This window comes from Streptomyces coerulescens, assembly GCF_042657965.1.
Lineage (GTDB): Bacteria > Actinomycetota > Actinomycetes > Streptomycetales > Streptomycetaceae > Streptomyces > Streptomyces coerulescens.
The window spans coordinates 452,748-479,163 of the sequence record NZ_JBHSKM010000019.1 but is presented as its reverse complement, the minus strand read 5'-3'; the positions used below and the strand labels follow the sequence as shown (position 1 = coordinate 479,163).

The 26,416-nt window shown below is 71.6% G+C and carries 22 protein-coding genes; 13 read left to right on the top strand and 9 right to left on the bottom strand.

Annotated features, from left to right (window positions below; translation table 11 throughout):
• Positions 1–8 precede the first annotated feature (8 nt).
• Positions 9–1,103, bottom strand: a complete 1,095-nt coding sequence (locus tag ACFPQ9_RS25185; protein ID WP_380857423.1) for a mechanosensitive ion channel family protein — start codon at positions 1,101–1,103, stop codon at positions 9–11.
• A 327-nt stretch (positions 1,104–1,430) separates the two neighbouring features.
• On the opposite strand from ACFPQ9_RS25185, the gene ACFPQ9_RS25180 reads away from it, so the two are divergent.
• Positions 1,431–1,967, top strand: a complete 537-nt coding sequence (locus ACFPQ9_RS25180; RefSeq protein ID WP_016435120.1) for an HNH endonuclease — start codon at positions 1,431–1,433, stop codon at positions 1,965–1,967.
• Between the two features lie 126 nt (positions 1,968–2,093).
• On the opposite strand, the gene ACFPQ9_RS25175 is transcribed toward ACFPQ9_RS25180, so the two are convergent.
• Genes ACFPQ9_RS25175 through ACFPQ9_RS25165 form a run of 3 tightly spaced genes read right to left on the bottom strand, consistent with a single transcriptional unit; the run spans position 2,094 to position 4,668 of the window.
• Complete coding sequence (locus tag ACFPQ9_RS25175) at positions 2,094–3,443, bottom strand: FtsX-like permease family protein (RefSeq protein WP_380857419.1); 1,350 nt, start codon at positions 3,441–3,443, stop codon at positions 2,094–2,096.
• A complete protein-coding gene (locus ACFPQ9_RS25170) occupies positions 3,440–4,138 on the bottom strand; it encodes an ABC transporter ATP-binding protein (RefSeq protein ID WP_380857416.1) in 699 nt (232 codons plus the stop codon). Before ACFPQ9_RS25170 ends, ACFPQ9_RS25175 begins: the two co-directional genes overlap by 4 nt.
• On the bottom strand, positions 4,135–4,668 hold the full coding sequence (locus tag ACFPQ9_RS25165; protein WP_380857413.1) for a PadR family transcriptional regulator: 534 nt from the start codon (positions 4,666–4,668) through the stop codon (positions 4,135–4,137). Before ACFPQ9_RS25165 ends, ACFPQ9_RS25170 begins: the two co-directional genes overlap by 4 nt.
• 206 nt (positions 4,669–4,874) lie before the next feature.
• Here ACFPQ9_RS25165 and ACFPQ9_RS25160 point away from each other — a divergent pair, with 206 nt between their 5' ends.
• The 3 genes from ACFPQ9_RS25160 to ACFPQ9_RS25150 all read left to right on the top strand — a co-directional run bounded on the left by ACFPQ9_RS25160 (position 4,875) and on the right by ACFPQ9_RS25150 (position 7,669).
• Positions 4,875–5,141 (top strand): hypothetical protein, encoded by a 267-nt coding sequence (locus ACFPQ9_RS25160; protein WP_380857410.1) that lies wholly within the window; start codon positions 4,875–4,877, stop codon positions 5,139–5,141.
• On the top strand, positions 5,142–7,268 hold the full coding sequence (gene malQ, locus ACFPQ9_RS25155; RefSeq protein ID WP_380857407.1) for a 4-alpha-glucanotransferase: 2,127 nt from the start codon (positions 5,142–5,144) through the stop codon (positions 7,266–7,268).
• A 143-nt stretch (positions 7,269–7,411) separates the two neighbouring features.
• Positions 7,412–7,669, top strand: a complete 258-nt coding sequence (locus ACFPQ9_RS25150; protein ID WP_380857404.1) for a hypothetical protein — start codon at positions 7,412–7,414, stop codon at positions 7,667–7,669.
• 205 nt (positions 7,670–7,874) lie between these two features.
• Here ACFPQ9_RS25150 and ACFPQ9_RS25145 read toward each other — a convergent pair whose 3' ends face one another.
• Positions 7,875–8,462 (bottom strand): TetR/AcrR family transcriptional regulator, encoded by a 588-nt coding sequence (locus ACFPQ9_RS25145; RefSeq protein ID WP_380857401.1) that lies wholly within the window; start codon positions 8,460–8,462, stop codon positions 7,875–7,877.
• A gap of 141 nt (positions 8,463–8,603) precedes the next feature.
• On the opposite strand from ACFPQ9_RS25145, the gene ACFPQ9_RS25140 reads away from it, so the two are divergent.
• The 3 genes from ACFPQ9_RS25140 (at position 8,604) to ACFPQ9_RS25130 (ending at position 11,970) form a co-directional block, all read left to right on the top strand.
• Complete coding sequence (locus ACFPQ9_RS25140) at positions 8,604–10,055, top strand: FAD-dependent monooxygenase (protein WP_380857398.1); 1,452 nt, start codon at positions 8,604–8,606, stop codon at positions 10,053–10,055.
• 68 nt (positions 10,056–10,123) lie between these two features.
• Complete coding sequence (locus ACFPQ9_RS25135) at positions 10,124–11,035, top strand: DMT family transporter (RefSeq protein WP_380857395.1); 912 nt, start codon at positions 10,124–10,126, stop codon at positions 11,033–11,035.
• A 14-nt stretch (positions 11,036–11,049) separates the two neighbouring features.
• Positions 11,050–11,970: a LysR substrate-binding domain-containing protein gene (locus ACFPQ9_RS25130; RefSeq protein ID WP_380857392.1), complete on the top strand. Its 921-nt coding sequence runs from the start codon at positions 11,050–11,052 to the stop codon at positions 11,968–11,970.
• Positions 11,971–11,997: 27 nt separating this feature from the next.
• On the opposite strand, the gene pepN is transcribed toward ACFPQ9_RS25130, so the two are convergent.
• Positions 11,998–14,571, bottom strand: coding sequence for an aminopeptidase N (pepN, locus tag ACFPQ9_RS25125; protein WP_380857389.1), 2,574 nt, complete (start codon positions 14,569–14,571; stop codon positions 11,998–12,000).
• Between the two features lie 112 nt (positions 14,572–14,683).
• Here pepN and ACFPQ9_RS25120 point away from each other — a divergent pair, with 112 nt between their 5' ends.
• Complete coding sequence (locus tag ACFPQ9_RS25120) at positions 14,684–15,160, top strand: DUF1203 domain-containing protein (RefSeq protein ID WP_380857386.1); 477 nt, start codon at positions 14,684–14,686, stop codon at positions 15,158–15,160.
• 58 nt (positions 15,161–15,218) lie between these two features.
• Here the strand turns inward: ACFPQ9_RS25120 and ACFPQ9_RS25115 are convergent, their stop codons facing one another.
• On the bottom strand, positions 15,219–16,235 hold the full coding sequence (locus ACFPQ9_RS25115; RefSeq protein ID WP_380857383.1) for an aspartate-semialdehyde dehydrogenase: 1,017 nt from the start codon (positions 16,233–16,235) through the stop codon (positions 15,219–15,221).
• Positions 16,236–16,543: 308 nt separating this feature from the next.
• On the opposite strand from ACFPQ9_RS25115, the gene ACFPQ9_RS25110 reads away from it, so the two are divergent.
• Together ACFPQ9_RS25110 and ACFPQ9_RS25105 are read left to right on the top strand one after the other, a co-directional pair.
• Positions 16,544–17,071: an RNA polymerase sigma factor gene (locus ACFPQ9_RS25110; RefSeq protein ID WP_380858659.1), complete on the top strand. Its 528-nt coding sequence runs from the start codon at positions 16,544–16,546 to the stop codon at positions 17,069–17,071.
• A gap of 1 nt (position 17,072) precedes the next feature.
• Positions 17,073–17,801, top strand: coding sequence for a hypothetical protein (locus ACFPQ9_RS25105; protein WP_380857380.1), 729 nt, complete (start codon positions 17,073–17,075; stop codon positions 17,799–17,801).
• Between the two features lie 62 nt (positions 17,802–17,863).
• Here ACFPQ9_RS25105 and ACFPQ9_RS25100 read toward each other — a convergent pair whose 3' ends face one another.
• Complete coding sequence (locus ACFPQ9_RS25100) at positions 17,864–21,151, bottom strand: S8 family serine peptidase (RefSeq protein WP_380857377.1); 3,288 nt, start codon at positions 21,149–21,151, stop codon at positions 17,864–17,866.
• A 189-nt stretch (positions 21,152–21,340) separates the two neighbouring features.
• Between ACFPQ9_RS25100 and ACFPQ9_RS25095 the strand changes: the two genes are divergently transcribed.
• The 3 genes from ACFPQ9_RS25095 to ACFPQ9_RS25085 all read left to right on the top strand — a co-directional run bounded on the left by ACFPQ9_RS25095 (position 21,341) and on the right by ACFPQ9_RS25085 (position 25,104).
• Positions 21,341–21,799, top strand: coding sequence for an NUDIX hydrolase (locus tag ACFPQ9_RS25095; RefSeq protein ID WP_380857374.1), 459 nt, complete (start codon positions 21,341–21,343; stop codon positions 21,797–21,799).
• A gap of 232 nt (positions 21,800–22,031) precedes the next feature.
• A complete protein-coding gene (locus ACFPQ9_RS25090) occupies positions 22,032–23,804 on the top strand; it encodes a TIGR03767 family metallophosphoesterase (RefSeq protein ID WP_380857371.1) in 1,773 nt (590 codons plus the stop codon).
• Positions 23,805–23,907: 103 nt separating this feature from the next.
• Positions 23,908–25,104, top strand: a complete 1,197-nt coding sequence (locus ACFPQ9_RS25085; protein ID WP_380857368.1) for a serine hydrolase domain-containing protein — start codon at positions 23,908–23,910, stop codon at positions 25,102–25,104.
• A 78-nt stretch (positions 25,105–25,182) separates the two neighbouring features.
• Here ACFPQ9_RS25085 and ACFPQ9_RS25080 read toward each other — a convergent pair whose 3' ends face one another.
• The gene (locus tag ACFPQ9_RS25080) at positions 25,183–26,238 is read right to left on the bottom strand and encodes a hypothetical protein (RefSeq protein ID WP_380857365.1); all 1,056 of its coding nucleotides are present in this window, start codon (positions 26,236–26,238) and stop codon (positions 25,183–25,185) included.
• Between the last annotated feature and the right edge of the window lie 178 nt (positions 26,239–26,416).

Here is a 26,416-nt window from a genome sequence, read left to right as displayed (position 1 = left end):
GCCTACTTCTACTTCGTCACGCTCGGCGGCGTCAGCGGGGTGGCCGCCTGGGACTGGGGCGAGGTGGTGCTGGCGTAGGCCGAGGGGGCCGCCATGCCCGCCGTCGGGTCCGCGGCGATGTCCTCCTCGACCATGAGCGGGGTACGGCCGACGATCGGGATGTCGGCGGCGTCGAAGGCGCGCTTGATACGCCAGCGCAGTTCGCGCTCCACCGTCAGGGCCTTGCCCGGCATGGTCTTCGCCGAGACGCGGACCACCATCGAGTCCAGCAGCACGCTGTCCAGGCCGAGCACCTCGATCGGGCCCCACAGCAGCTCGTTCCAGGGCTCTTCCTTGCTCATCCGCTCGCCGACCGCGCCGATGACCTCCCGGACCTTGTCCAGGTCCTCCGAGGAACGGACGGTGACGTCCACGCCCGCCGTCGACCAGCCCTGCGAGAGGTTGCCGATGCGCTTGACCTCGCCGTTGCGGACGTACCAGATCTCGCCGTTGTCGCCGCGCAGCTTCGTCACGCGCAGGCCGACCTCGATGACCTCGCCGGAGGCCACACCCGCGTCGATCGAGTCTCCGACGCCGTACTGGTCCTCCAGGATCATGAAGACGCCGGAGAGGAAGTCGGTGACCAGGTTGCGGGCGCCGAAACCGATCGCCACGCCCGCGACACCGGCGGACGCCAGCAGCGGGGCCAGGTTGATGTCGAAGGTGGAGAGGATCATCAGCGCAGCGGTGCCCATGATCAGGAAGCTGGCCACCGAACGCAGCACCGAGCCGATCGCCTGCGAGCGCTGGCGGCGCCGCTCGACATTGACCAGCAGGCCGCCCAGGGCCGTGCCGTCCACCGCCTGCGCGGTCCGGTTCATCCGGTCTATGAGCTTGGTGATCGCCCGCCGGATCGCCACTCTCAGCACCGCCGCGATCACCAGGATCAGCAGGACCTTCAGACCTATCGCGAGCCAGGTCGACCAGTTCTGCTCGACCCAGCTCGCGGCCTGGGTCGCGCTTTCGTGGGCGTCCTGGATCGAGGGGACCGCCGGGGTCGTCGACTCCGAGGGCGTCGGGGACGGCGACGAACCGGCGGCCAGGGGAACGGCGGACAAGGACACGGCAGGTACCTCCAGTGCAGCGGCCCGCCCCACCGGTCGGCGGTCAAGGTCGATCAAGGTCACGAAAAGGTCACCGGCGGGGCAGGCCCACCACACTATCGGGGCATCGTGTGTGGATCGTCGCCATGTTCGAGGGAGGAAACGTGCCCTCCCGGGGATGAACTGGTGGGATGAACCGTTCATCGTCCGGGGGATGAATGAGATGTGGTCGAAAACACTCCCAGCCCGTTACCGGGACATGGTGGCGCTTTCACCAGGCAAGAGGGGAGACTGACTACAGATCGTCCCGGCGCGAGCCACGCGCCGCCGACGCCCAAGGAGGCATCCGTGCCGCATGTCCTGGTCCTCAACGCGTCGTACGAGCCACTCGGCGTCGTACCGCTCCGCCGCGCGCTCGTCCTCGTCCTCGAGAACAAGGCCGTATGCCTCGAGGAGTCCGGCGCCTTTATGCACAGCGCAACCGTCACAGTCCCCGCACCCAGCGTGGTCCGGCTCAAGCGATTCGTCCGGGTTCCCTATCGGGGGCCCGTTCCTCTTACCCGCCGGGCGCTCTTCGCGCGCGACGGGGGCCGGTGCATGTACTGCGGTGGCGTCGCAACCAGCGTCGACCATGTCATTCCGCGCAGCCGCGGGGGCAAGCACGTCTGGGACAACGTGGTGGCGTCGTGCCGCCGCTGCAACCACGTGAAGGCCGACCGACACCTCTTCGAGATCGGCTGGCGGCTGCGCCACAAACCCGCTCCACCCACCGGCCTCGCCTGGCGCATCATCGGCACCGGGCATAGGGACCCGCGCTGGCTGCCGTACTTGCAGCCGTTCGGCGCGGACGACGCCATGGCCCGGATCGACGGCATTTCCGCCTGACGATCCGGGCCTTCGCATACCTGGACGGACGGCGCGTGTGCCACCGGCCCCGAGGGTCCCCCGTGCCCTCGGGGCCGGACGCCTGCCCGGGTGTGCCGTCACACCGAGGGCAGGCTGTACGGCGGCTCACACGTACCGCAGCTCCGCCGGCCGTACCGACCGCCGCAGCAACGGCAGTGACATGGCCGCGGCCAGCAGACAGGCGGCGTACACGGCCACCGGGACCAGGACCGGCAGCAGCGGTACGGATCCGACGGCGTCGTCGATCAGCTTGGTCCAGCCGACATAGATCGCCGTGCCGCCGGCGCCCGCGAGCAGCACCGCCGGGGCGAGCGGCAGCGCGCTCTCCAGCAGCAGCGCCCTCGCCAGCACGGCCCGGGGCACGCCGGCCGCGGCCTGCGCGGCCAGTCCCCGGCGCCTGGAGGCCAACGACTCGGCCGTGCCGACGGCCAGGGCCGACAGCGTCAGCGCCAGCGCGACCAGGATCGCTCCGCCGGACAGGTTGAGGCCGGTGGTGTAGTACGCGTTGTTCTCCGACAGGTGGGTGGGGCCGTTCACGATGTGCAGCAGTACCGCGCGGATGCCGGCGAACGCCGTACCGACGACCGTCAACAGCAGTACCGCGGCATGGGTACGGGCCGCCGCCCAGGGGTCCTCCCGCAGGCGCTCCGCCGCGATCAGCAGCGCGGGGCGCTGGGCGCGGGCGGCGAGAGCGGTGCCCAGGCGCCGCGACGACCAGCCCGCCAGCCAGATGGCCGCGACGCCGAGCAGCAGACACACGCCGAACACCGTCAGCGGGCCGATGGGGACGCCCGGCCGGCTGCCGCGGTAGGCGTTCAGACCGACGTAGGCGGCCGCCGTCACCACAAGCACCGTCAAGGCCCCGAACACCTTCCCCGGAGCCCGCGTCGGACGCACCCGCCGTACCCAGCCCAGAGGCGAGGCCACCACCCGCCGCAGCGACAGTGCGCTCACGGCCGCACCCAGCACCGGGACGGCCACGGCGACGAGGGCGATACCGACCCACGCCAGGGGCTCGGGGTGCTGCCACAGGTGCAGCAGGAGGGGGACGGCGGCCGCCGTGGCCAGGGCCGAGCCGGCCAGACAGGCCAGCCCGGCCTCCAGCGCCGCGATCCGCCGCACCTGTGTGGGCGTGGCGCCCGCGAGCCGCAGCGCGGCGAGACGCCGGTCGCGGTGCACGGCCCCCACGCGGGCGCACTGCCCGAGGAACCCGAGCACGGGCACCAGCAGCATCAGCAGCGTGATGAGCACGCCCTGGCGGTCACTGGGGTTGTCGAGGAGTCCGGAGCCGACCGACACCGTGTAACGGTCCCCCATCATCGAGGCGATCGTCGCGAAGGCGAGCCCGATGCCGGTCGCCAGCGCCGCCCCGACCGCGGTGAGTCCCACCCGCCACCACTCCCGCCGGTCCGATCCCCGGGTGAGCAGCCAGGCCAGCCGCAGATCGGCTCTCATACCCCCACCTCCAGCGGCAGCACCGCGCCGTCCGCCAGCCGGACCTCGCGGTCCGCGTACGCCGCCACCTGGGCGTCGTGGGTGATCAGCAGCACCGCCGTGCCCGACTCGCGGGCCGTGTGCGTGAGGGCCGACATCACCTGCTCGCTCGCCAGGGAGTCCAGCGCCCCGGTCGGCTCGTCCGCGAAGACGACCCTCGGACCGGTGACCAGGGCCCGGGCCAGGGCCACCCGCTGGGCCTGGCCGCCGCTCATCTCGCCGGGCCGCAACTCCTCCTGCCCGCGCACCCCGAACCGCTCCAGCCACTCACCGGCACTCGTCTGCGCCTCCTGCCGCCGGGCGCCGCCGAGCAGCAGCGGCAGCGCCACGTTGTCCAGCGCCGTCAGCTCCGGGATCAGCTGCCCGAACTGGAAGACCACCCCGAACTCGGTACGCCGCAGCTCGCTCAGCCGCCGCTCGGGCAGCCGGTCGAGCCGCTCGCCGCCGTATGCCACCGAGCCGGAGTCCGGGCGGACGATGCCGGCCAGGCAGTGCAGCAGCGTGGACTTACCGCTGCCGCTGGCGCCGGTGACGGCGAGGATCTCGCCGGGCCGCAGTTCGACCGTGGCGCCGCGCAGGGCCTCGGTCCTGCCGTGCGCCTTGACGAGGTCACGGGCCGCCAGAAGCGGCGCCGCGCCGTCCCCTTCGTTGCTCATGCTGAGTCGACCTCCGCGGTCAGGGTGGTGAGCCGGGCCGCCGTGGTCGTCATCCAACGGAGGTCGGCGTCGAGGTGGTTGAGGGCGTAGTCCGCCGAGAGCACCGACGCGAGGTCGGCGCCGGGCGCGGTCTTGAGCGCCGTGAGCTCCCGCATCCGTGTCATATGGGCGGCGCGCTGGGCCCGTAGATAGGCCTCCGGGTCGCCGCCGGACAGGATCGAGACGACGACCTTGGCGAAGATCTCGTTCGTCACGAACGGTGCCGGCGGTGCGATCTCGCCCGCCCACCGGGCCAGTTCGCGCGATCCGTCGTCCGTCGAGCGGTACGTCGTCCGCTCCGGCCCGCCGTCCGAGTCGGTGCCGTCGACCTCGGCGAGTCCGTCGCGGACCAGCCGCTGCAAGGTCGTGTAGACCTGCCCGTAGGCCAGTGGACGGGCCTGCGGGAAGCGTTCGTCGTGGCGTCGCTTGAGGTCGTAGCCATGGCTCCGCCCCGTGGCGAGCAGGCCCAGCAGGATGTGACGGGTGCTCATGCGGATCATTATGCACTGAGTACATGTACTGAGTGAATAGTGATCGGCGAAGTGGCCCGAGAGCGATGACCGCAGTGGCCCGGGAAGCCATCGGCGGCGGAACAGAATGTGACGAGAGGCACGTTGTTGCACTCTGTACGTCTGCCACTGCGCCTGCTGGGTAGGGCTGCGGTAACCCGTACGCCGCACTCGAAGAGGAGGCCCCCGTGGCCGCAGCATCGGCATACCTTCTGCTCCCGGCCCAGTCCAAACCTGAGGCGCCCATCGAGCCCGAGATGCACGACTGCGTCTTCAGCGCCGAGGGCGCCTGCGCCGAGACCCCCCTGACCAGCGAACCACCCCTCCCCGACGCCGAGCCGCTCACCAGCGAGCCCCCGCTCGCCGACGCCGCGCCGCTGACGAGTGAGGCGGCCACCTGGGACCTGGGTATGGACACCGGTATGGACCTGGACCCGGACTCCACGAGGCCGTAGATGACAGCACAGCGGTCCGCCGAAACCTGTGCTGAAGGGCCCGACAGCCCCGAGGACCCTCCCTCCGACGCCTTGACGCGGCTCGCCGGGCTGCACGGCGTGGCCGCCTCCTACGAGCCGTCCGCGGACCGCACGATCACGGCCACCGCGACCGCCCTCACCCTCGCCCTGGCCGCCCTCGACGTGGACGCGAGCACACCCGCCGCCGTCGGTGCCGCGCTCGCCGCGCGGGAGCACGAGCTGCGCGAACGGCTGCTGCCGCCGACGGTGGTCAGCTGGAGCGGGGCCGGACCCGAGGCGCTGGCCGCGCTGCCGTCCGGCACACGGCTGCACATCGAGACCGAGCAGGGCGAGACCCTGACCACCGCCGACCGGCTCCCGCCCGGCGTCCACCGGCTGACGGCGACCACACCGGACGGACGTACGACGACCAGCCATCTCGTCGTCGCCCCGCCCCGACTGCCCACCCCCACCGGACGTTCCTACGGCCTCCTCGTCCAGCTCTACTCCCTGCTCTCGCGCCGCTCCTGGGGCATGGGCGACCTCGGTGACCTCGCCGAACTGGCCGGCTGGGCCGGGCGGGCGCTCGGCGCCGGATTCGTCCAGGTCAACCCGCTGCACGCGGCCGTACCCGGAACCCCGACCGACCCCTCCCCCTACCGTCCGTCCTCCCGCCGCTTCCCCGACCCGGTGCATCTGCGGGTCGAGGACGTGCCCGAGTTCGCGTACATCGAGGACCACGCGCGGGTGCGGGCGCTGCTGGAGCGGGGCGGGCGGCTGCGCGAGGCGGTGCTGGAGAAGGGCGCGCTGATCGACCGGGACGCCGTCTGGGAGGCCAAGCGCGAGGCACTTGAGTTGGTACGCGAGGTGCCGCTCGGGCCCGGCCGACGGGCCGAGTACGTCGACTTCCTCGCCCGGGAGGGCGAAGCGCTGGAGGACCACGCCACGTGGTGCGCGCTCGCCGAGGTGCACGGCTCGGACTGGCATCGCTGGCCGGAGGGGTTGCGGGATCCGCGGTCGCCCGAAACGGCCCGCGCGCGGGGCGAGTTGATGGACCGGGTCGACTTCCACTGCCGTCTCGCCTGGCTCACGGACGGTCAGCTGACCGCCGCCCAGCGGGCCGCCCGGGAGGCGGGGATGCCGCTCGGGATCGTGCACGACCTCGCGGTCGGGGTGCACCCCGCAGGCGCGGACGCCTGGGCACAGCAGCGGTACTTCGCCACCGGTATGTCGGTGGGCGCGCCACCGGACGCCTTCAACGCGCGCGGCCAGGACTGGGGGCTGCCGCCCTGGCGCCCGGACCGGCTCGCCGAGTCCGGCTACGAGCCGTACCGCAAGCTGCTGCGGGCGCTGTGCCGGTATGCGGGCGCCCTGCGCATCGACCACGTCATGGGGCTGTTCCGGCTGTGGTGGGTGCCGCAGGGGCAGGCGCCGACGCAGGGGACGTACGTCCGCTACGACGCCGAGGCCATGCTCGCGATCCTGGTGCTGGAAGCCGCGCGGGCCGGGGCGGTGGTCATAGGGGAGGACCTCGGCACGGTCGAGCCGGGGGTGCGTGAGGCGCTGCGCTCGCGCGGTGTGCTCGGGACCTCCGTGCTCTGGTTCGAGCGGGACTGGGACGGTGACGGACGCCCGTTGCCGCCGGAGTCCTGGCGCGCCGACTGCCTCGCCACCGCCACCACCCACGACCTGCCCTCCACCGCGGCCCGCCTCACCGGTGAGCACGTCGAACTCCGCGACAGCCTGGGCCTGTTGACCCGGCCGTTGGAGCAGGAGCGGGCGGAGGCCGCGGCGGACACGGGGGAGTGGCTGGAGCTGCTGTCCCGGCTGGGTCTGCTGCGGGGGGCGCACGGCGCGCACTGCGCCTCGGAGGAGGAGGCCGAGATCCAGGCCGTCCACCGCTTCCTGCTGCGCACCCCGGCCCGGATGATCGGCGTCTGGCTGCCCGACGGCGTTGGCGATCGCCGGCCGCAGAATCTGCCGGGGACGTGGGACCAGTACCCGAACTGGCGCCTGCCGATCGCCGACGCGGACGGCAGGCCGGTGACGCTGGAGGAGCTCGCGGCGTCGGCCCGGGTGTGGGGCCTGGCCGAGGTGCTGCGGGGCGGGGTCGGGCGACAGGGGTGACCCGGCCGCCGGTGACCCGGCCGCCGGTGACCCGGCCGCCGGTGACCCGGCCACCGGTGCGCGCCGGCTCGCATCGGGCCGAGGTCGCCTCATACGGCACCCCGGGCGCGCGGGCCTTCCCGTCGTTCGATACTTTTGGCCCCGTGGACAAGAAGAACGCCCTGCGCGCCGGCGCCCTGGCTGCCGGTACGACGCTGATGATGCTGCTGATGTCGTCCCCCGCGCTCGCGCTCGCGCGTGACGACGGCGACGACCCCGGGCAGGGCCTGACCGTCATGGAGACGCTGGCCCAGTTCGTCATTGCCCCGACCGTGATCTTCTTGGTCATCGTGGGCCTCGTGATGGTCCTGGACCGCTCCACGGACCGTCAGCCGAAGGCCAAGGCCAAGGCGAAGGCCTGACCGAGCGAAGGCCCGGCAGAGCAAAGGCCCGGCAGGGTGAGGACCTGACCGAGTGACGGTCTGACAAGGCCGGGCGAAGGCTCGATCTGGGCGTTCTCGCCCGATCCCTGCTTCCGTCGAGGGCGTCGGCCCCGTCGTACGTACGCGCATCCGCCGTATGCACGACGAGGCCGGCGCCCTCGACGCGTTCCCCCGTCCGGCCGTCCTACGCGGGATGCGGCGCGGTCAGATACCGCTGCACCGTGGGTGCCAGCCAGGCCACGAGCTCCTCGGGGGCCAGCGCGACGGCCGGCGGAAAACGCAGCACGTAGCGCGTGAGGGCCAGCCCGAGCAGCTGGGACGACGCCAGCGCGGCCCGCGCCGGGGCCTGCTCGGGGTCGGGGCACACCCGGCGGGCGAGCGGCAGCAGCTGGTCCGCGAAGATGCCCTGCATGCGCTCGGCGCCGGCCTGGTTGGTCGCGCCCACCCGGAGCAGTGCCGTGAGCACCTCGTTCTCCTCCCACATGCCCAGGAAGTGCGTCACGAGCGCCCGGCCGACATCCTCCCGGCTCAGTGACCCCGGCTCCGGCAGCTTCAGGTCGATGGCCATGGCCGCCGCGAAGAGGCCCTCCTTGTTGCCGTAGTAGCGCATCACCATCGACGGATCGATGTGCGCGTGCTTGGCGATGGCGCGGATGGTGGCGCGCTCGTACCCGTCGGCCGCGAAGCGCTCGCGGGCCGCATCCAGGATCGCCGTGCGGGTGGCGTCGGAACGGCGAGGTGGGGCGGGGGGCGTGGAACTGCTCTGGTTCATGCCCACAACCGTAGGTCAACACATGTAGGCCAACAAGTGTTGACAGCATTGGCGTGCCCTCCTAATGTCGCCAACAAGCGTTGACCAACAAATGTTGGCAAACGACCGTTGGCAACGAACGTTGGCATTCTGGAGGCCACCATGACCGGCACCAGCTCCCCGCACCCCGTGATCGTCGTCGGCTCCGGCCCCACCGGCCTGCTCCTGGCCGGTGACCTCGCCGCCGCCGGAGTCCCCGTCACCCTCGTGGAGCGGCGCCCCCGCAAGATCAGCAACCTCTCCCGGGCCTTCGGCGTGCACGCCCGCACCCTGGAGCAGCTCGATGCTCGCGGCCTCGCCGACGAGCTGATCGCCACCGGCAGCACCATCACCGGGCTGCGTCTCTTCCGCCGGCTCTCGCTCGACCTGGGCACGCTGCCGTCCCGCTTCCCGTTCCTGCTCATCACCCCGCAGTACGAGGTGGAGCGGCTGCTGGAGCGGCGGGCGCGCGAGCTCGGCGTGGAGTTCCGGTACGAGAGCGAGGTCGTGGGGTTGCGGCAGGACGCCGACGGAGCCGACCTCGACGTCCGCGGCGCCGACGGCACGGTCGTCACCCACCGCGCGGCCTACGTCGTCGGCACGGACGGCCACCGCAGCGCCGTACGCGAGGCGCTCGGCCTGCCCTTCCCCGGCGTCGCGGTCATCAAGTCGCTGATCCTGGCGGACGTCCGGCTCGCCGAGCGGCCCGACAGCGTGCTCACCGTCAACGGCGCCGGCGACGCCTTCGCGATGATCGCCTCCTTCGGCGACGGCTGGTACCGCGTCATGGGCTGGAACCGCAGGAACGAGGTCCCCGACGACGCCCCGCTCGACCTCGACGAGGTCAGGGAGATCACCCGGCGCGCCCTGGGCACCGACTACGGCATGCACGACGCCCGCTGGCTGTCCCGCTTCCACAGCGACGAGCGCCAGGTGCCGCGGTACCGGGTCGGCCGGGTGCTCCTGGCCGGCGACGCCGCGCACATCCACTCCCCGGCCGGCGGCCAGGGCATGAACACCGGTCTCCAGGACGCGGCCAACCTCGGCTGGAAGCTCGCCGCGGTCGTGCAGGGCCGGGCGTCCGACGGCTTCCTGGACACCTACGAGGCCGAGCGGCACCCCGTGGGCAAGGCGGTGCTGCGCAGCAGCGGCGGGCTGGTCCGGCTGGCCCGCGCGCACCATCCGGCCCTGCGCGCGGTACGCGCCCTCGTCTCCGTGGTCGCGAACGCCGCCCGCCCCGTCCGGACGAAGGCCCTCGCCCAGATCTCGGGCATCGGCTACAAGTACCCCGCCCCGCGCGGCGCCCACCGCCTCGTCGGCACCCGCATCCCTGATGCGGCGCTGGAGAGCGGGCGCCTGTACGAAGCGCTGCGCGGCGGACGGTTCGTACTGATCACGCCGAAGACGCCGAAGACGCCATACGGCCGTGACCAGCAGGACTGGCTGACCGTGGAGCGCTGGGCGGACGACCGCCGTACGACCGTGCTGGTGCGCCCCGACGGATACGTGGCCTGGGCCGCGGACGAAGCGGAAGCCGGGGAAGTGGAAGCGGCACTGGCGCTGACCTTTCAGTGATCTTTCAGTTCTCCTGAAAGGAATACTCGAAAACTTTCGATGGACGTGACGGATGACGCGCTGCGACGGTGGACGCGTCATCGTCACCGTCCGTCGAAAGGACCTTCGTGCCCGTGCCCGCCCTCGGGATCGCCCTCGCTGCCGTCGCCACCGTCGTCTGGTCCGGCAGCTTCGTCACCTCCCGCGCCCTGGCCGACAGCGTGCCGCCGGTGCAGCACGCGTTCTGGAGGTGGCTGGTGGCCCTGGCCGTGGTGGCCCCGCTCGGTGCGCGGCAGGCGTGGCGGCAGCGGGCGGCGATCCGCCGGCACCTCGGTTTCGTCCTGCTCGCCTCGCTCCTCGGCGTCACCGGCTACAACACCCTGGTCAACCAGGCCGGTTCGACCACCCCGGCCGCCAACATGGGCATGATCATGGCTGCTTCGCCGGTGCTGATGGCCGGGTTCGAGCGGGCGGCGGGGGTACGACTGGGCGGGCGCCGGATCCTGGGGCTGCTGGTGGCCTGCGCGGGTGTCGTACTGCTGATCGGGGGCGGCGCGGGCGGGGCGCGGTTTGCGGCGGGGGACCTGTGGATGGTGGCGGCGGCGTGCTGCTTCGGGTCGTACAGCGGCCTGTTGCGGCGCAAGCCGGCCGAACTGGGCGGCACCGCCTTTCTGTTCACCACGTTCCTGTTCGGCACGGTCCTGCTGCTGCCCGCACAGGGCGTGAGCCTGGCGCTGCAGGGCGGCTTCGCCCCGACGCCCGGCACCGTCCTGCCGATCCTCTACGTCGGTGTCGCCTCCTCCGCCGTGGCCTTCTTCGCCTGGAACCGGGCGGTCGCGCTGGTCGGCCCGAGCCGTGCCGGAATCGTCTACTACCTCCAGCCCGTGTGCGTGGCCCTGCTGTCCTGGGCACTGCTCGGCGAGGCGACCGGCGCGGCCCAGGTGCTGTGCATGGGCCTGATCCTGGGCGGGGTCGTCCTGGGGGCGGCGGGGCGCCGGTGACGTAGGTTGCCGCCATGGTCGAGTGGGACATCCGGAAGCTGCAGATCCTGCGGACGCTGCGGGAGCGCGGCACCGTCACCGCGACCGCCGAGGCGCTGCGGATGACGCCGTCGGCGGTGTCACAGCAGCTGACGAATCTCGCCAAACAGATCGGGGTGCCGCTGCTGGAGGCGCAGGGGCGGCGAGTGCGGCTGACGGACGCGGCCCGGCTGGTGCTTCGGCATGCCGAGGCGGTGTTCGAGCAACTGGAGCGCGCGGACGCGGAGTTGGCCGCCCATCGGCACGGCGAGCTCGGCGAGGTGCGGGTGGGCGCCTTCTCCACGGCGGTGCCCGCGCTGGTCGTACCGGCCGTGCGGGCGCTGAGGGAGTCGGCGCCCGGGGTGGTCGTACGGGTGCGGGAGGCCGAGGCCGCGGAGGCGTACGAACTGCTGGCCGCGGGCGAGGTGGACCTCGCACTGTCCCTGGCCGCCCAGGCGCCGACGGTCGGGGACGCCCGCTTCACCCGTCTGGAGCTGCTCGCGGACCCCCTGGACGTCGCCCTCCCGGCCGGCCACGACTTGGCGCACGCCCGAGGGCTGCGGCTGGCCGACCTCGCCGGAGAGGAATGGATCTTCGGCGGCAGCGGCCCCTGGTCGGACATCACACGCGGGGCGTGCGAGGCGGCCGGCTTCAGCCCAAGTCAGGGGCATGCGGCGGCGGGGTGGACGGCGATCCTGGCGATGGTGGAGGCGGGCATGGGCGTGGCGCTGGTACCGCGGATGGCGGCGGTGACGCGGGACGGGGTCGTGATGCGGGAGCTGGGCGAGCAGCGGCCCGTCCGGCATGTGGTGGCGGCCGCACGCAAGGGCGGGGAGGACGCGCCCGCGGTGGGGCGGGTGCTGACGGCGCTGCGGGAAACGGCGTCGCGTACGCACGAGGGGCGCCCCATGCCGTAGCACCGGACGCCCCCTCACCTACGGCTTCTACTCCGCCGCCGCGTCCGCCTCCTGTGCCCGCAGCGCCCGTTCGACGCCCGCGCGGGACTCCGAGACCAGGCGGCGCAGGGCCGCGTTCGGCTCCGCCGACGACAGCCAGGCGTCCGTCTTGCGCAGGGTCTCCTCGGAGATCTGGAGCGCCGGGTACAGGCCGACGGCGATCTGCTGGGCGATCTCGTGCGAGCGGGAGTCCCAGACGCCCTTGACCACCTCGAAGTACTTGTCGGTGTAGGCGGCGAGCAGCTCACGCTGGTCGGTCTGGACGAAGCCGCCGATCACCGCCTCCTGGACGGCGTTCGGCAGCTTGTCGGACTCGATGACCGACGCCCACGCCTCGGCCTTGGCCTCGGCGGTCGGGCGGCCGGCCCGGGCCGTGGCCGCGTGCCGCTCACCGGCCGCGGTCTTGTCCCGCTCGTACTCGCCGGCGACCTCCGTCTCGTCGAAGCGGCCCACCGCCGCCAGACGCTGCACGAATGCCCAGCGCAGCTCCGTGTCGACGGCCAGGCCCTCGATCGCCTGGGAGCCGTCGAGCAGGCCCTCCAGCAGGTCGAGCTGCTCCGGCGTACGGGCCGCCGCGGCGAACGCGCGCGCCCACGCCAGCTGGTGGTCGCCGCCCGGCTCGGCCGCCCTCAGATGCGCCAGCGTGGCGTCGGTCCAGCGGGTCAGCAGGGCCTCGCGGGCGGCAGGGGCCGCGTACAGCTCGATCGCCAGCTTCACCTGCCGCTGGAGCGACTGCACGACACCGATGTCGGACTCCTTGCCGATGCCCGACAGCACCAGCGAGAGGTAGTCGCGGGTGGCGAGTTCGGCGTCCCGCGTCATGTCCCAGGACGACGCCCAGCACAGGGCCCGCGGCAGCGACGCCTCGAAGTCGCCCAGGTGCTCGGTGACGAACGCGAGGGACGCCTCGTCCAGGCGGACCTTCGCGTACGACAGGTCGTCGTCGTTGAGCAGGATGACGTCCGGGCGGCGGGTGCCCACCAGCTGCTGCACGGCGGTCAGTTCACCGTCGACGTCCAGCTCGACGCGCTCGTCGCGCAGCAGCTTGCCGGAGGTCTCGTCCAGGTTGTACAGGCCCACCGCGATGCGGTGCGGCCGCAGCGTCGGCTCGCCCTGGGCGCCCGCCGGCAGGGCCGGGGCCTCCTGGCGGATCGCGAAGGAGGTGACGACGCCGTCGGCGTCCGTCTCGATCTCGGGGCGCAGGATGTTGATGCCGGCCGTCTGCAGCCACAGCTTCGACCAGGTCTTCAGATCACGGCCGGAGGTCTCCTCCAGCGCGCCCAGCAGGTCGGTCAGGCGTGTGTTGCCGAACGCGTGCCGCTTGAAGTACGCCTGCACGCCCTTGAAGAACTCGTCCTGGCCGACGTACGCCACCAGCTGCTTGAGCACCGAGGCGCCCTTGGCGTAGGTGATGCCGTCGAAGTTGACGAGCACGTCGTCCAGGTCGCGGATCTCCGCCATGATCGGGTGCGTCGACGGCAGCTGGTCCTGGCGGTACGCCCACGTCTTCATCTGGTTCGCGAACGTGGTCCACGCCTGCGGCCAGCGCGTGCCCGGGGCGTGCGCCTGGCAGGCGATGGACGTGTACGTGGCGAACGACTCGTTCAGCCACAGGTCGTTCCACCACTCCATGGTGACCAGGTCGCCGAACCACATGTGGGCCAGCTCGTGCAGGATGGTCTCGGCGCGGCCCAGGTACGCCGCGTCCGTCACCTTCGAGCGGAACACGTACTGGTCGCGGATGGTCACCGCGCCCGCGTTCTCCATCGCGCCCGCGTTGAACTCCGGCACGAACAGCTGGTCGTACTTCTTGAACGGGTACGCGTAGTCGAACTTCTCCTGGAACCAGTCGAAGCCCTGCCGGGTCACCTCGAAGATGGCGTCCGAGTCCAGGAACTCGGCCAGCGACGGACGGCAGTAGATGCCCAGCGGGACGCTCTGGCCGTCCTTCTCGTACACGCTGTGTACGGAGTGGTACGGGCCGACGATGAGCGCGGTGATGTACGTCGAGATCCGTGGCGTCGGCTCGAAGGACCAGACGTTGTCCTTGGGCTCCGGAGTGGGCGAGTTGGAGATGACCGTCCAGCCCTCCGGCGCCTTCACGGTGAACTGGAAGGTGGCCTTCAGGTCGGGCTGCTCGAACGAGGCGAAGACGCGCCGGGCGTCGGGCACCTCGAACTGGGTGTACAGGTACGCCTGCTGGTCGACGGGGTCGACGAAGCGGTGCAGGCCCTCACCGGTGTTGGTATACGCGCAGTCGGCGACCACACGCAGGACGTTGCGGCCCGCCAGCAGGCCGGGCAGGGCGATCCGGGAGTCCTTGAAGACCTCGGCCGCATCCAGCGTGTCACCGTTGAGGGTCACCTCGTGGACGGTCGGAGCCACGAGGTCGATGAAGGAGTCGGCGCGGTTCTCCGCGACGTCGAAGCGCACCGTGGTCACGGACCGGTAGGTGCCGCCCTCCTGCGCGCCGGAGAGGTCGAGATCGACCTCGTACGAGTCAACGGTCAGCAGCTTCGCCCGCTGCTGCGCCTCTTCGCGAGTCAGGTTTGTGCCAGGCACGCGGTCATCTCCTCGATATGTGTCGGTTGCGTCATCCTTCCACGGGACCTCACCGGAACGCGATGTCCGTTGACCGCCGGTGAGCTCGGGCCGCGCGCGTGAGGCTGGGGGTATGACGAACCGCAGTGCACACCCCATCGATCCGACGGCCCTGAAGGAACTGCGCACCGCCGACGACGCGGGGCGCCGCACGGTTCCCATGACCGACGAGGAGGGCGGCGCGCCCCTGCGCTGCTGCCTTCGCCGCAGCGCCCCCGGCGAGCGCATCGCCCTCGTCTCGTACGCACCGCTGCGCCGCTGGGCGGCCGGGACGGGCGCCGATCCCGGGGCGTACGACGAGCAGGGGCCCGTGTTCATCCACGCCCAGGAGTGCGGGGGACCCGACGGGGACGGGCTGCCCTTCGCGAACGCCCACCGCACGGTGCGCCGCTACTCGGCCGACGGCCGCATCCTCGGCGGCCGGCTCGTGGAGCCGGGCGCTTTCGAGGAGGCGTTCACCGAGGCGTTCGCCGACTCGGCGGTGGCGCTGGTGCATGTACGGGCCGTGGAGTACGGGTGCTTCCTGTACGAGGTGCGCAGGGCCCGCTGAACACGACAGGGGCGCCCACCGGTGAGGTGGGCGCCCCTGTCGTGTGTGCGTGCGGGCGTCAGCCCTTCAGCTCGGCCGCCACCAGCTCCGCGATCTGCACCGCGTTCAGCGCGGCACCCTTGCGGAGGTTGTCGTTGGAGACGAACAGCGCGATGCCGTGCTCGACCGTCTCGTCGGTGCGGATACGGCCCACGTAGGACGGGTCCTGGCCGGCCGCCTGGAGCGGGGTCGGGACGTCGCTGAGGGCCACGCCGGGGGCGCCGGCCAGCAGTTCCTTGGCGCGCTCCACGCTGAGTGGGCGGGCGAAGCGGGCGTTGACCTGGAGGGAGTGGCCGGAGAAGACCGGGACCCGGACACAGGTGCCGGAGACCTTCAGACCGGGGATCTCCAGGATCTTGCGGGACTCGTGGCGGAGCTTCTGCTCCTCGTCGGTCTCGTTCAGGCCGTCGTCGACGATCGAGCCGGCCATCGGCAGCACGTTGTACGCGATCGGGGCGACGTACTTGTTCGGGGCGGGGAACTCCGCGGCCGAGCCGTCGTGGGTCAGCTTGGGCGCGTCGTCGCCGACCTTCTTGACCTGCTCGAACAGCTCGTCCACACCCGCGAGACCGGAGCCCGACACCGCCTGGTAGGTGGCGACGACCAGCGCTTCGAGGCCGGCCTCGGCGTGCAGCGGCTTCAGCACCGGCATCGCGGCCATCGTGGTGCAGTTCGGGTTGGCGATGATGCCCTTGGGTCGGTCGGCGATCGCGTGCGGGTTCACCTCGGAGACGACCAGCGGGACCTCGGGGTCGCGGCGCCACGCGGAGGAGTTGTCGATCACCACGGGGCCCTGGGCGGCCACCTTCGGCGCCAGCGCCTTCGACGTCGAGCCGCCCGCGGAGAACAGCACGATGTCGAGGCCGGAGTAGTCGGCGGTCGCCGCGTCCTCCACCGTCACGCCGTCAAGGACCGTGCCCGCCGAACGGGCCGAGGCGAACAGGCGCAGCTCGGTGACCGGGAAGTCGCGCTCCTTGAGGATCCTGCGCATGACCGTGCCGACCTGACCGGTGGCTCCGACGATTCCGACCCTCACGGTGACTCCTTCTGGGCGTTCTTGCATGTCTGCGGCCTTTCCATCATGCGGCCGACCCAGGTCCGCCTGTCCAATTCTTTGCGCTTCATACCCCCGGACAGGGACACCCCGACCGGCCGGATGGTTCCGGAACTCCCGTCCGCACCCCTGCTGAGCTGCATAAATTCGCCCCATGGAGCGCTCGTGCCGCAAGCTGTGCTGCGCTCGCGCGGCGGTGTGACGTACGCCTCGGAAAAACTCCCGGCGGTCGCGCCGAACGTTTCCGTGCGCTGCGGCGTCGTAGAGGAAACGCGGTGAGGGGGTGGCTTGTGCTGCGCAGAAAGGCCCGCCGTGCCCAGGAGGACGATCACACCGATCCCCTGGACGCGGCCCAGGAGCGTCGGGTGCGAGCGGTGCTCGCGCTCGGCGGGGTGCCGCAGGCGGACCTGCCGGACGGGGTACAGCAGGTACGCCTGCGGCTGCTCGAACGGGCCGCGAGCGGACGCGAGGCGCCGCGGGACGTCTCGGCGTGGGCGGCGGTCGTCGCCTCCAACCTCGCCATGGACTGGCACCGGGCCAAGAAACGCCAGGAACGCCTCGGCGAACGGCTCGCCTCCCTGCGCCAGACCGAGCACCCCTCAGGCGAGGACACCAGCCTGCTCTCCCTCGCCGTGGCCCAGGGCCTGGACGGGCTTCCCGACACCCAGCGTCAGGTCCTCGTCCTGCGGTTCTACGGCGACCTCCCGGTACGCGACATCGCCGCGGAGCTCGGCATCCCGGAAGGCACGGTCAAGAGCCGGCTGCACACGGCGGTACGGGCCCTGCGCGCCCGCCTGCACGAGGACGAGGTGGTGTGACATGACCGCCGAGAACCAGGGCCGCGGCGCCGACGCGCTGATGGCCGCGATCACCGGTGAACCCCTGTCCGACGAGGACCGGGCGGACGCCGCCTTCATGGCCGAGCACGGCTCCGCCGCGGCCGACGTGGCGCTGCTGCGCGAGCAGCTCGGCATCATCGGGCACGCGCTCGCCGAGCCACCGCCACCGGTGCCCGAGCCCGCTCCCGTACGACAGCCCTCCCGGGCCCGGCGCCGGATCTTCTCCGTCGCCCTCGGCTCGCTGGCCGTGGCGGCCGCCGCGTCCGTGCTCGCGGGCATGGGCTGGCTGCTGACCCAGACCGGGTCCGGCGCCCATTCCGACGCGGGGGCGAGCGCCGCGGACAAGGCCGCGTCGCCCTCACAGCAGTCCGGCGGCACCGACTTCGGCAGCCCGCGCTACCTCGCGTGCTCCCGGCTGGTGGCCGAGGGACGGGTCACCGCCGTCGAGCAGATCCCGGGAACGCGGTCGTCGCGCGTCACCCTGCACATGACCCGCTACTACAAGCCGGACAAGGGCGGCGCGCCGGAGCTGACGTTCGAGGTCGACGAGAACGTCGTCCCCGGTCTCCGCACGGACGACCCGGTGCTCATCGGCATCCCGCGGGGCGCCGGCGAGCCCGACTTCTGGGCCGTCGGCGAGCAGGACATCGCCCCCGAACGGGCCTGGATCACCGCCGCGCTGCCCGAGGCGGGGGAGACCGGCTGCTGAACGGCGAGGGGCGGGCGCCCGCACGGACGCCCGCCCCCGATGGCCGTACTCCGGACTACTGACTACGGAACGACCTTCTCGATCTTCACGTTGCCGACGCCCGCGACCGTGCCGCGCGCGTTCAGCAGCCGGACCTGGCCGAAGAACTCACGGCCCTCCGGAGCGGCCGCCTGAGCGGTGACGCTGCCGGCGATGGTGGCCGACTGGCCCGTGCCGAGCTTCACCGGCGCGTCGGACACCGTGACGGTGCCGAGCGCGGCGGAGAAGAACACGTCCAGGTAGTCGTAGGCCGTCGAGCCGGCCGGCACCGAGTAGCCGGTCACCTCGACGCTGTACTTACCGGCGGCCGGGTTCGCGACCGAGACCGACTCCTCCGAGTCACCGTCGGCGGAGCTGCCCACCTCGGTGCCGGCCGCGTCGTAGACGACCAGGTCGAGGTCGGCGGCCGCGTCGGAGACGTTGCCGATGGACACGTCCAGCGACGTGGCGCCCTCGGGCACGTCGACCGTGGTGGTCTGCGTGACGCCCTCGGTGATGTCCGGGCGCGCCGTCTTCGACGAGCCGAGCGGGCCGCCGGCCGCCTTGCCGTCGATGGCCGCGTAGGCGTTGGTCACCTTCCAGGAGGCGGCGGCCGGCGTGCCGACCTTGGCCTCGGGGACGGTCACGGTCTCCGGGTCGAAGGCCGCGCCGAGGACGGTGACGTCCAGCTTGTAGGGGTTGTCGAGCAGCGGCGACGTACGGCGCGACTCGACCTCGATCTCCCAGACGCCCGGCTGCGGGTCGGCGTAGGCACGCACGTCCGGCTTGCAGCCGTTGCCGTCGAGGTAGTTGTTGTAGCAGAACGGCGTGCCGGTGTTGTCGGACGGGACGCCGTAGGGGTGGATGGCGACGAACCGGGTCTGGCTCTTGTCCTTCAGCCCGCCGATCGCGACCTCCAGCGACTTCGCGCCCTCGGGCACGGTCACGAAGTACGACTTGGTGCTGTTGCGCTGGACCGAACCGGACGCGGAGGACGTGTACTTCAGCGGCTGCGACACCACGACCGTGTTGAGGACCTGCTTGTCGATGCCCTCGGTACGCGGGTCGTCGATCTCCAGGATCGCGCTCTTGATGCCCGCCGAGCCCGGTTTCGCGGCGACCTTGACGGTGACCGGCTTGTTCAGGCCGAGGCTGATCTCGTCGGAGCCGACGATACGGAACGTGTCACCCGCGTTGTTCTCCAGGTGCAGCTCGTGCCGGATCGCCCGGTCCGCGCCGGACGTACGCGTGATCGTGACGTCGTACGTCTTCTTCTGCCCTGTCTTCAGGCCGCCCTCGCGGTCGTAGACGCCCGTGCCGAAGCCCGGCGTCTTCAGGAACTGGTCGATCGCGGTGTCGACCGGCGCCTTCACCGTGTACTCGTGGGCGGTGGCGCCGTCACGGATGGAGTCCCAGGCGTCCTCGATGTTGATGAGGCCGGCACCCTCCTCGTACGCCTGCACACCCTTGATGTGGTCGGCGGTCGAGGTCAGCGCGGTGCGCAGCTTCGCCGGGGTCAGGTCGATGCCCTTGGCCTTGGCGGCGCTCAGCAGCAGCGCGGACGCGCCCGCCGCCTGCGGGGACGCCATCGAGGTGCCCTGGAGCATGCCGTAGCCGGCCGGCAGCGAGTAGCCCGCCTCGGCGACCGGGGCGCCCGGCAGCCAGGTCTGGATGGTGTTGATCGCGGCGCCCGGCGCGGAGAGCGTCGGGGTGAAGCCGCCGTCCTCACGCGGGCCGCGCGAGGAGAACGGCATCATCGCGTACGGCTTGGAGACCACCGAGCCGTAGTTGGCGGCCCAGGTCTCCCTGGAGACGGTCGCGCCGACCGAGATGACCTTGCTCGCCAGGCCGGGGTCGCCGATGGTGTTGGCACCGGGGCCGGAGTTGCCGGCGGAGATCACCAGCTGGACGCCGTAGGTGTCGATGAGGCGCGTGTACAGCTCGGCGCGGGCGTTGTTGCCGTCGTTCAGCGCCGGGAGACCGCCGATCGACATGTTGACGATGTCGACGCCACGGTTGACGACGAGGTCGATCATGCCCTCGGTGAGCGCGACGTTGGTGCAGCCGCCGGTCCACGTGCAGGCGCGGGAGGCGACGAGCTTCGCGCCGGGTGCCGCGCCGTTCATCTTCCCGCCGAACAGGCCGTTCGCCGCGGTGATGCCGGCGACGTGCGTGCCGTGCTCGGACTCGATGACGCCGATGTTGACGAAGTCGCGCTTCTGGCCGACCCAGTCGCCGCCCAGCGGGTCCATCGGGACGTCCTTGCGGATCTCCACGACGAACGGCTGGCGCTCGGCGACATCGGTCGCCGGGTCGTCGGTGCCGAAGTACCCGATCTGGTAGCCGTCCTTGTACGGCTTCATAGGGGTGTCGTCACCGAAGTCGAAGTTGTTGTTGAGGTCGACCCGGACGGTGCCGTTCGCGGCGTCGTACAGGACGCCCCAGGAGTCGGTCTTGTCGCCGTCGCGGTTGGCGTCGCCCGCCGCGTCGCCCCCCGTGGTGTACGACTCCAGGAAGGTGCTCACCTGGTAGGTGCCGGCGGGCGCGGTCCAGGTCTTGCCGCCGTAGGTGAAGGTGGGCCCGGAGACGGAGGTCACCATCGGGCGCCAGGTGCGGTCGCTGTCGATCAGCGGGTCGGTGGCGGTGACCCAGTCGACTATCTTCCGCTCGCCCGTCGTGGTCTTCTGCAGCGCCGGGTGGCCGAGGTCGATGCCGGAGTCGAGGATGCCGATGGTGATGCCGCGGCCGTCCGCCTTCGGGTTGTCCTCGACGAAGTCGACGGCGCCCGTCTCGAAGGACGGGTTGTACGGGTTCTCGGCGGGGGTCCTCTTGCCGGGGGCGGGGTAGGAGGCCGCGCCGCCCGTGGACCTCTTCGTGTCCACCGCCGGATCGTCCAGGGGTATCTCCTCGCGCAGGTCGATGCCGTGCACCGAGGAGAGCTTCGCCGCGGCGGCGATGGCCTGGTCGGCCTTGCCGGTGGGGACCGTGGCCCGGACGTAGCCGAGCTTGTCGTAGGTGCGGCCCACAGAGCCGACCGCGTCCAGCTCCTCGGAGACCTGCTCGGTCCGGCCGGGCGCCGTCGCGACCATCATCGTGACGTTCTTGTCGCCGTCGGCCTTGGCCTCGGCGAGCAGGTCGGCGTCGTCCGAACCGAGCTTGTCGTGCGCGGACTTCACGCTCGGGTCGGTCGTGGCCGCGGTCGCGGGGTCGTCTGCCATGGCCATGGGTATCGGCCCGGCTGCGGACAGCGCGGCGACGAGACCGACGGCCACGGCTATGCGGGCCGAGCGTCTCGCGCCCGGCTTCGGATCGCGCTGGGGGGTGAGCGTCATGGGCATCCCTTGCAGATGAAGGAGCTTGAGGCGTCCGGTATGTGAACCCGGACGACCGCACAGCCTGACGCAAGGGAAGGATGTTTGGGAAGAGTTGACCCAATCGAAATGGAGGGGTGGGGAAAACCCCCTGGCCGCATTGCGGAAATCCGCCGCATACGGGGCATAGGTGTGCTCTAGCGTCGCTGTGTGCGGAAGAACTTGAGGGTGGCGGCCTACGCCATATGCGTGCGTGACGGACAACTCCTCCTCGCCCGTTCCCCGGCCCCCGGCGGCGGCTTCGAATGGGTGCTGCCCGGCGGTGGCATGGAACACGGCGAGGATCCCTACGACACGGTCGTGCGGGAGGTGGAGGAGGAGACCGGCTACCTCGTCGAGCCGACCGGGCTGCTGGGCGTGGACTCCGTCCGGCACACTCTCCCGGGCCGCTACGGCCGAGAGGTCGACCACCACGGCGTACGGCTCGTCTACGAGGCGCGGATCACCGGCGGCGAGCTGCGGTACGAGGCGAACGGGTCGACGGACATGGCGGCCTGGCATCCCATGGACCGGGTGCCGGAGCTGAGGTGTGTCCGCATGGTCGGCAAGGGACTGTCGCTGTGGCGCGAGCGGCCCGCCGCGGGGCGGATCCGAGCCGCCGGGAACTAGGTTCCGTACCCCGAAAGATGAACACCGAGTGACCGCGTCCCGGCCGTTCGAGGAGCGGTCGTGGACGCGGAAGGTAGTCCAAGATCGACGTACGGTGATCGGCGCTGCGCGTTGCAGTCATGTTCATGCGCAGGTCATTCCCGGTGCCAACGATCCACAGTGAGCGGGATGTTCGCATCCGCGACCGCCCCGCGACCACTGCCGACGCGTTCGCACTCGGGGAGATCGCGCCATGTCGCGCATACGCTCTGTCGCCAGCTCCGCGCTGGGGGTCCACCGCCGTACCCTGCTCGCCGCCACCGGAGCGGTGACCCTCTCCGCGGGCGTCGGCTACGCCCTGCGGCCCACGGACAGTGAGGCCGCCACGACCGCCCACGCCCCGGCCGACGCCGCCGCCGCGGAGGCCCCCGTCGGCGCCTCCCGCAGGGTGCCGGTCGCCCTCGCGCCGTACACCCGCGGCACCACCGTCGCGAACGTCGCCACGCCGCAGGGCAGCGGCGGCTACCGCCGGCTCGTCGACGGGCCCGGCTGGAAGCGGGTCGTCCGTGAGAACGTGGCCGCCGCGAAGTCCGGCCGCGAGAGGCGCCGTACGGCGCTCGCCGCCTTCGTGCAGCTCACCGACCTGCACCTGATCGACGCCCAGCACCCGCTCCGCCTGGAATACCTGCGCTCCACCGACGTGCACGCCTGGCGCCCGCAGGAGGCGCTGACCGTGCCCGGTGCCGTCGCGCTCGTCGAGCGGATCAACGCGCTGCGGGGCGCCCCCGTCACCGGCGCCCCGCTCCACTTCGCCATGACCACCGGCGACAACACGGACAACAACTGCAAGTCCGAGCTGGAGTGGTTCCTGACGGTGATGAGCGGTGGCCGCGTCACCCCCAACACCGGTGACCCGCGGCACTACGAGGGCGTCCAGAACAGCGGCCTCAAGCAGTACTGGCAAGCCGACGACAGCGTCCGCGACGCCGACAAGCAGCTCGGCTTCCCGCACATCGAGGGCTACCTCGCGGCCGCGATCAGCCAGATGCGCAGCCCCGGCCTGAACATCCCCTGGTACTCGACCGTCGGCAACCACGACGCGATGCCGCTCGGCACCTACGCCTCGCACGCCGACTCCTACCTCACCGACCTCGCCGTCGGCGGCAGGAAGCTCATGAACGTCTCGGCCGCGGACGCCAAGAAGCTCCAGGACTCCCTCAAGCAGGACAAGGACCCCAGGGGCACCGTCTTCAAGGACTTCCTCAAGGCCCACGCCCGCTCCATGCGCTCGGTCACCCCGGACGAGCGCCGCGCGCCGTTCACGCCGAAGGAGTACATCCAGGCCCACCTGGACCCGGCCGTGCGCGGCCACGGCCCGGTCGGCCACGGCTACTCGACGGCCAACCTCGCCGCCGGCACCCAGTACTACAGCTTCCGCATCGCCGACGACGTCATCGGCATCAGCCTGGACACCACCGACCCGGGCGGCCACTACGAAGGGTCCATCGGGGCGGCCCAGTTCAAGTGGCTGGACAAGACGCTGCGCGACAACAAGGACTCGTACGCGATCGTCTTCAGCCATCACACCAGCGAGACGATGGACAACCTGCGCCGGGACCCGGCCCGCCCCGGCGAGCGGCGCGTCGGCGGTGCCGAGCTGCTCAAGCTCCTCGGCAGCCACCGGTCCGTCCTGGCCTGGGTGAACGGCCACATCCACAAGAACGTCATCACCCCGCACACCGGCACCGGCGGCCACTCCTTCTGGGAGATCTCCACCGCCTCCCACGTCGACTTCCCCCAACTCGCCCGCATCATCGAGGTGGTGGACAACAAGGACGGCACGCTCTCCCTGTTCACCACCCTCATCGAGTCCTCGGCCCCGCACCGCACGAGCTTCACCGACCTCTCCCAGACGGGCCTGGCCGCCCTCTACCGCGAGCTGTCCCTCAACGCCCCCGGCGCGAGCACGAAGCTGGCCGGCGAACGCAAGGACCGCAACACGGAGCTCGTCCTGAAGAAGGGCTGAATCACGCTCAACTGTCCCGTCACGCCTCAACCTTCGCAACCGACGCCCGGTCTCTCCCCGCGACCACGCTCGACGAGAGCGCGCAGCGAACAGGGGGAGAGACATGAGCGTACGTACCACTCGCACGGTTCTCGTGGCGGTGACGGCGGTGGCGCTGTCGGCGGCTCTCGCGGCGCCTGCCCTGGCCGCGGGAGCGGGAGGGGGAGCGGGAGCGGGCCATGGTGCGACCCGCAAGGCCATGGAGGCCGCGGTCGCCGACGGGGTGCCCGGGGTGACGCTGACCGCGAAGGACGGCCACGGCACCTGGTCGGCGACGGCGGGTGTCGGCGATCTCAGGACGGGGAAGCCGCGTTCCGGCGACGATCGCTACCGGGTCGGCAGTATCACCAAGACCTTCGTCGCCACCGTGCTGCTGCAGTTGGAGGCCGAGGGCCGGCTGTCGCTCGACGACAGTGTGGAGAAATGGCTGCCGGGTCTGGTGCGGGGCAACGGCCACGACGGCAGCAAGGTCTCGCTGCGCCGGCTCCTGAACCACACCAGCGGCATCTTCAACTACACCGCCGACGAGGACTTCGGCAACACCTACTTCCTCAAGGAAGGCTTCTTCGAGCACCGCTACGACACCAAGAAGCCCGAGGAACTGGTCGCCGTCGCCATGACCCACAAGCCCGAGTTCGAGCCGGGGGCGTCCTGGAGCTACTCCAACACCAACTACGTCCTGGCCGGCATGGTGATCGAGAAGGCCACGGGCCGCCCCTACGGTGCCGAGGTCCGCGACCGTGTCATCAAGCCCCTGCACCTGACCGGCACCTCCGTGCCGGGCACGCGCGTGACGGTGCCGCGCCCGAGCAGCCGGGCCTACTCCAAGCTCGCCGAGACGGCGACGGGTCCGACGTACGACGTCACGGAGCTCAACCCGTCGATCGCCCACTCGGCCGGCGAGATGATCTCCGACTCCCGTGACCTGGGCCGCTTCTACACCGCCCTCCTGCGCGGCAAGCTCCTCCCGCGCGAGCAGCTGGCCGAGATGACCACGACCGTCCCGGTCGACGAGCGCAACGGCTACGGCCTCGGCCTGATGAAGTCCGAGCTGTCCTGCGGCGTCACCGTCTGGGGCCACGGCGGCGGCATCCACGGCTCGATATCGGAGGCGGTCACCACCAAGGACGGCCGTCACTCCCTCGCCTTCAACCTCAACGGCGACTGGTCGGGGGACACGGCCGCGGTGATCGAGGCGGAGTTCTGCGGCACGGACAAGGCGGCCGCGCGCACGGCCCCGCACGGCCCGGACCTCACCTGACACACGAGGAGGGGCCGCCGGCACCAGGCCCCGGCGGCCCCTCCTCTCCCCTCCTGATGCTGCCTTCGCGGTCCGTCACTACCTCGGCAGCACCACGACGTACGCGGCGGGATCACGGTCGGCCGCCGCCATCAGGGCCGTACGGACCACCGCGGCCTGCTGCTCCAGCCCGTCCCGGAGCTTCTTCGGGGTGATGTGGACGACCGTGATGCCGAGGCGCTCCAACGTCTCGCGCTTGCGGGCGTACTCGGACCACAGGTCGTCGTCCTCCTCGCGCTTGCCCTGGCGGGGCGCGCGGGTGTCCAGTTCCACCGCGACCGCCTGCTCCGGCCAGTAGGCGTCGAGGCCGCCGAGGTGGGGGCCGCCGGGCAGGCGCAGGTCCACGTTCCAGACCGGGTCGGGCAGGCCGTGCTCGTGGACCATGGCGTACAGCCGGTCCTCGGCGATGGCGCGGCCCTCGGCGAGCAGGGAGTCCACCGCGTCCACCACATGCGGACGGCTGAGCAGCTTCGCCTGGTTCAACTCCCGTACCACAGAGGCCGGTTCGCAGTGGCCGGCGCGCACGGCCTCGGTGAGCAGCCGGCGTACGGCGCTCGCGTCCGTCAGTTCCGCGACCGCGTCGGCCAGGGCGCGCGGGACCGGCGCCACCGGCAGGCCGGTGATCTGCCGGGGCGTGGGCAGCGCCGGGGCGCGCAGGATGCGGGCGCAGCCCGTGGAGCGCAGCCGGCGCATCCGGGGGACCAGGACGTCGATGGTGTCCAGGGCGGTGAGCGGGGGAGTCGCCGAGAAGCCGTGCAGGGTCAGCGCGGCGAGGCCCGTGATCATCACTTCGGCGTAGGCGGGGGCGGCGTGTCCGTCGCCGCCCGCGTCCGGCTGGGCCGGCACACCCGGCGAGCGCTCCCGCGACGCGTACATCAGCACCGCGTGCAGCCGCTCCTCGCTGGTGGGCGGGCCGGGGTGGAGCAGGACGACACCGGGGAGGAGCTGCTGCCAGGGGCCGCCGGGGCGGCACTGCTCGCCGATCTCGGCGGGCGCGACGCCGTGCGACTTCAGCTGAGCGGCCGTCATGACCCGGCGGTGGATCTCGGAGAGGTGACGCAGGGGGCGGGGGGACAGAGGGGTGTTGTGGTTCATGACCCGGAGGTTCCCGTGCCTGATCGGCCCGCTAACCGCTGTTACAGGGCCGTCGACAAAAACGGACAACCCAGCACTAAAGGACGGGTGTTCGGATGCCGAGTACACACCGAAAACCCCTGGTCCAATCGGGTGGGACCAGGGGTTACGGCTGCTATTGCCTGAATTCCGTAACGGT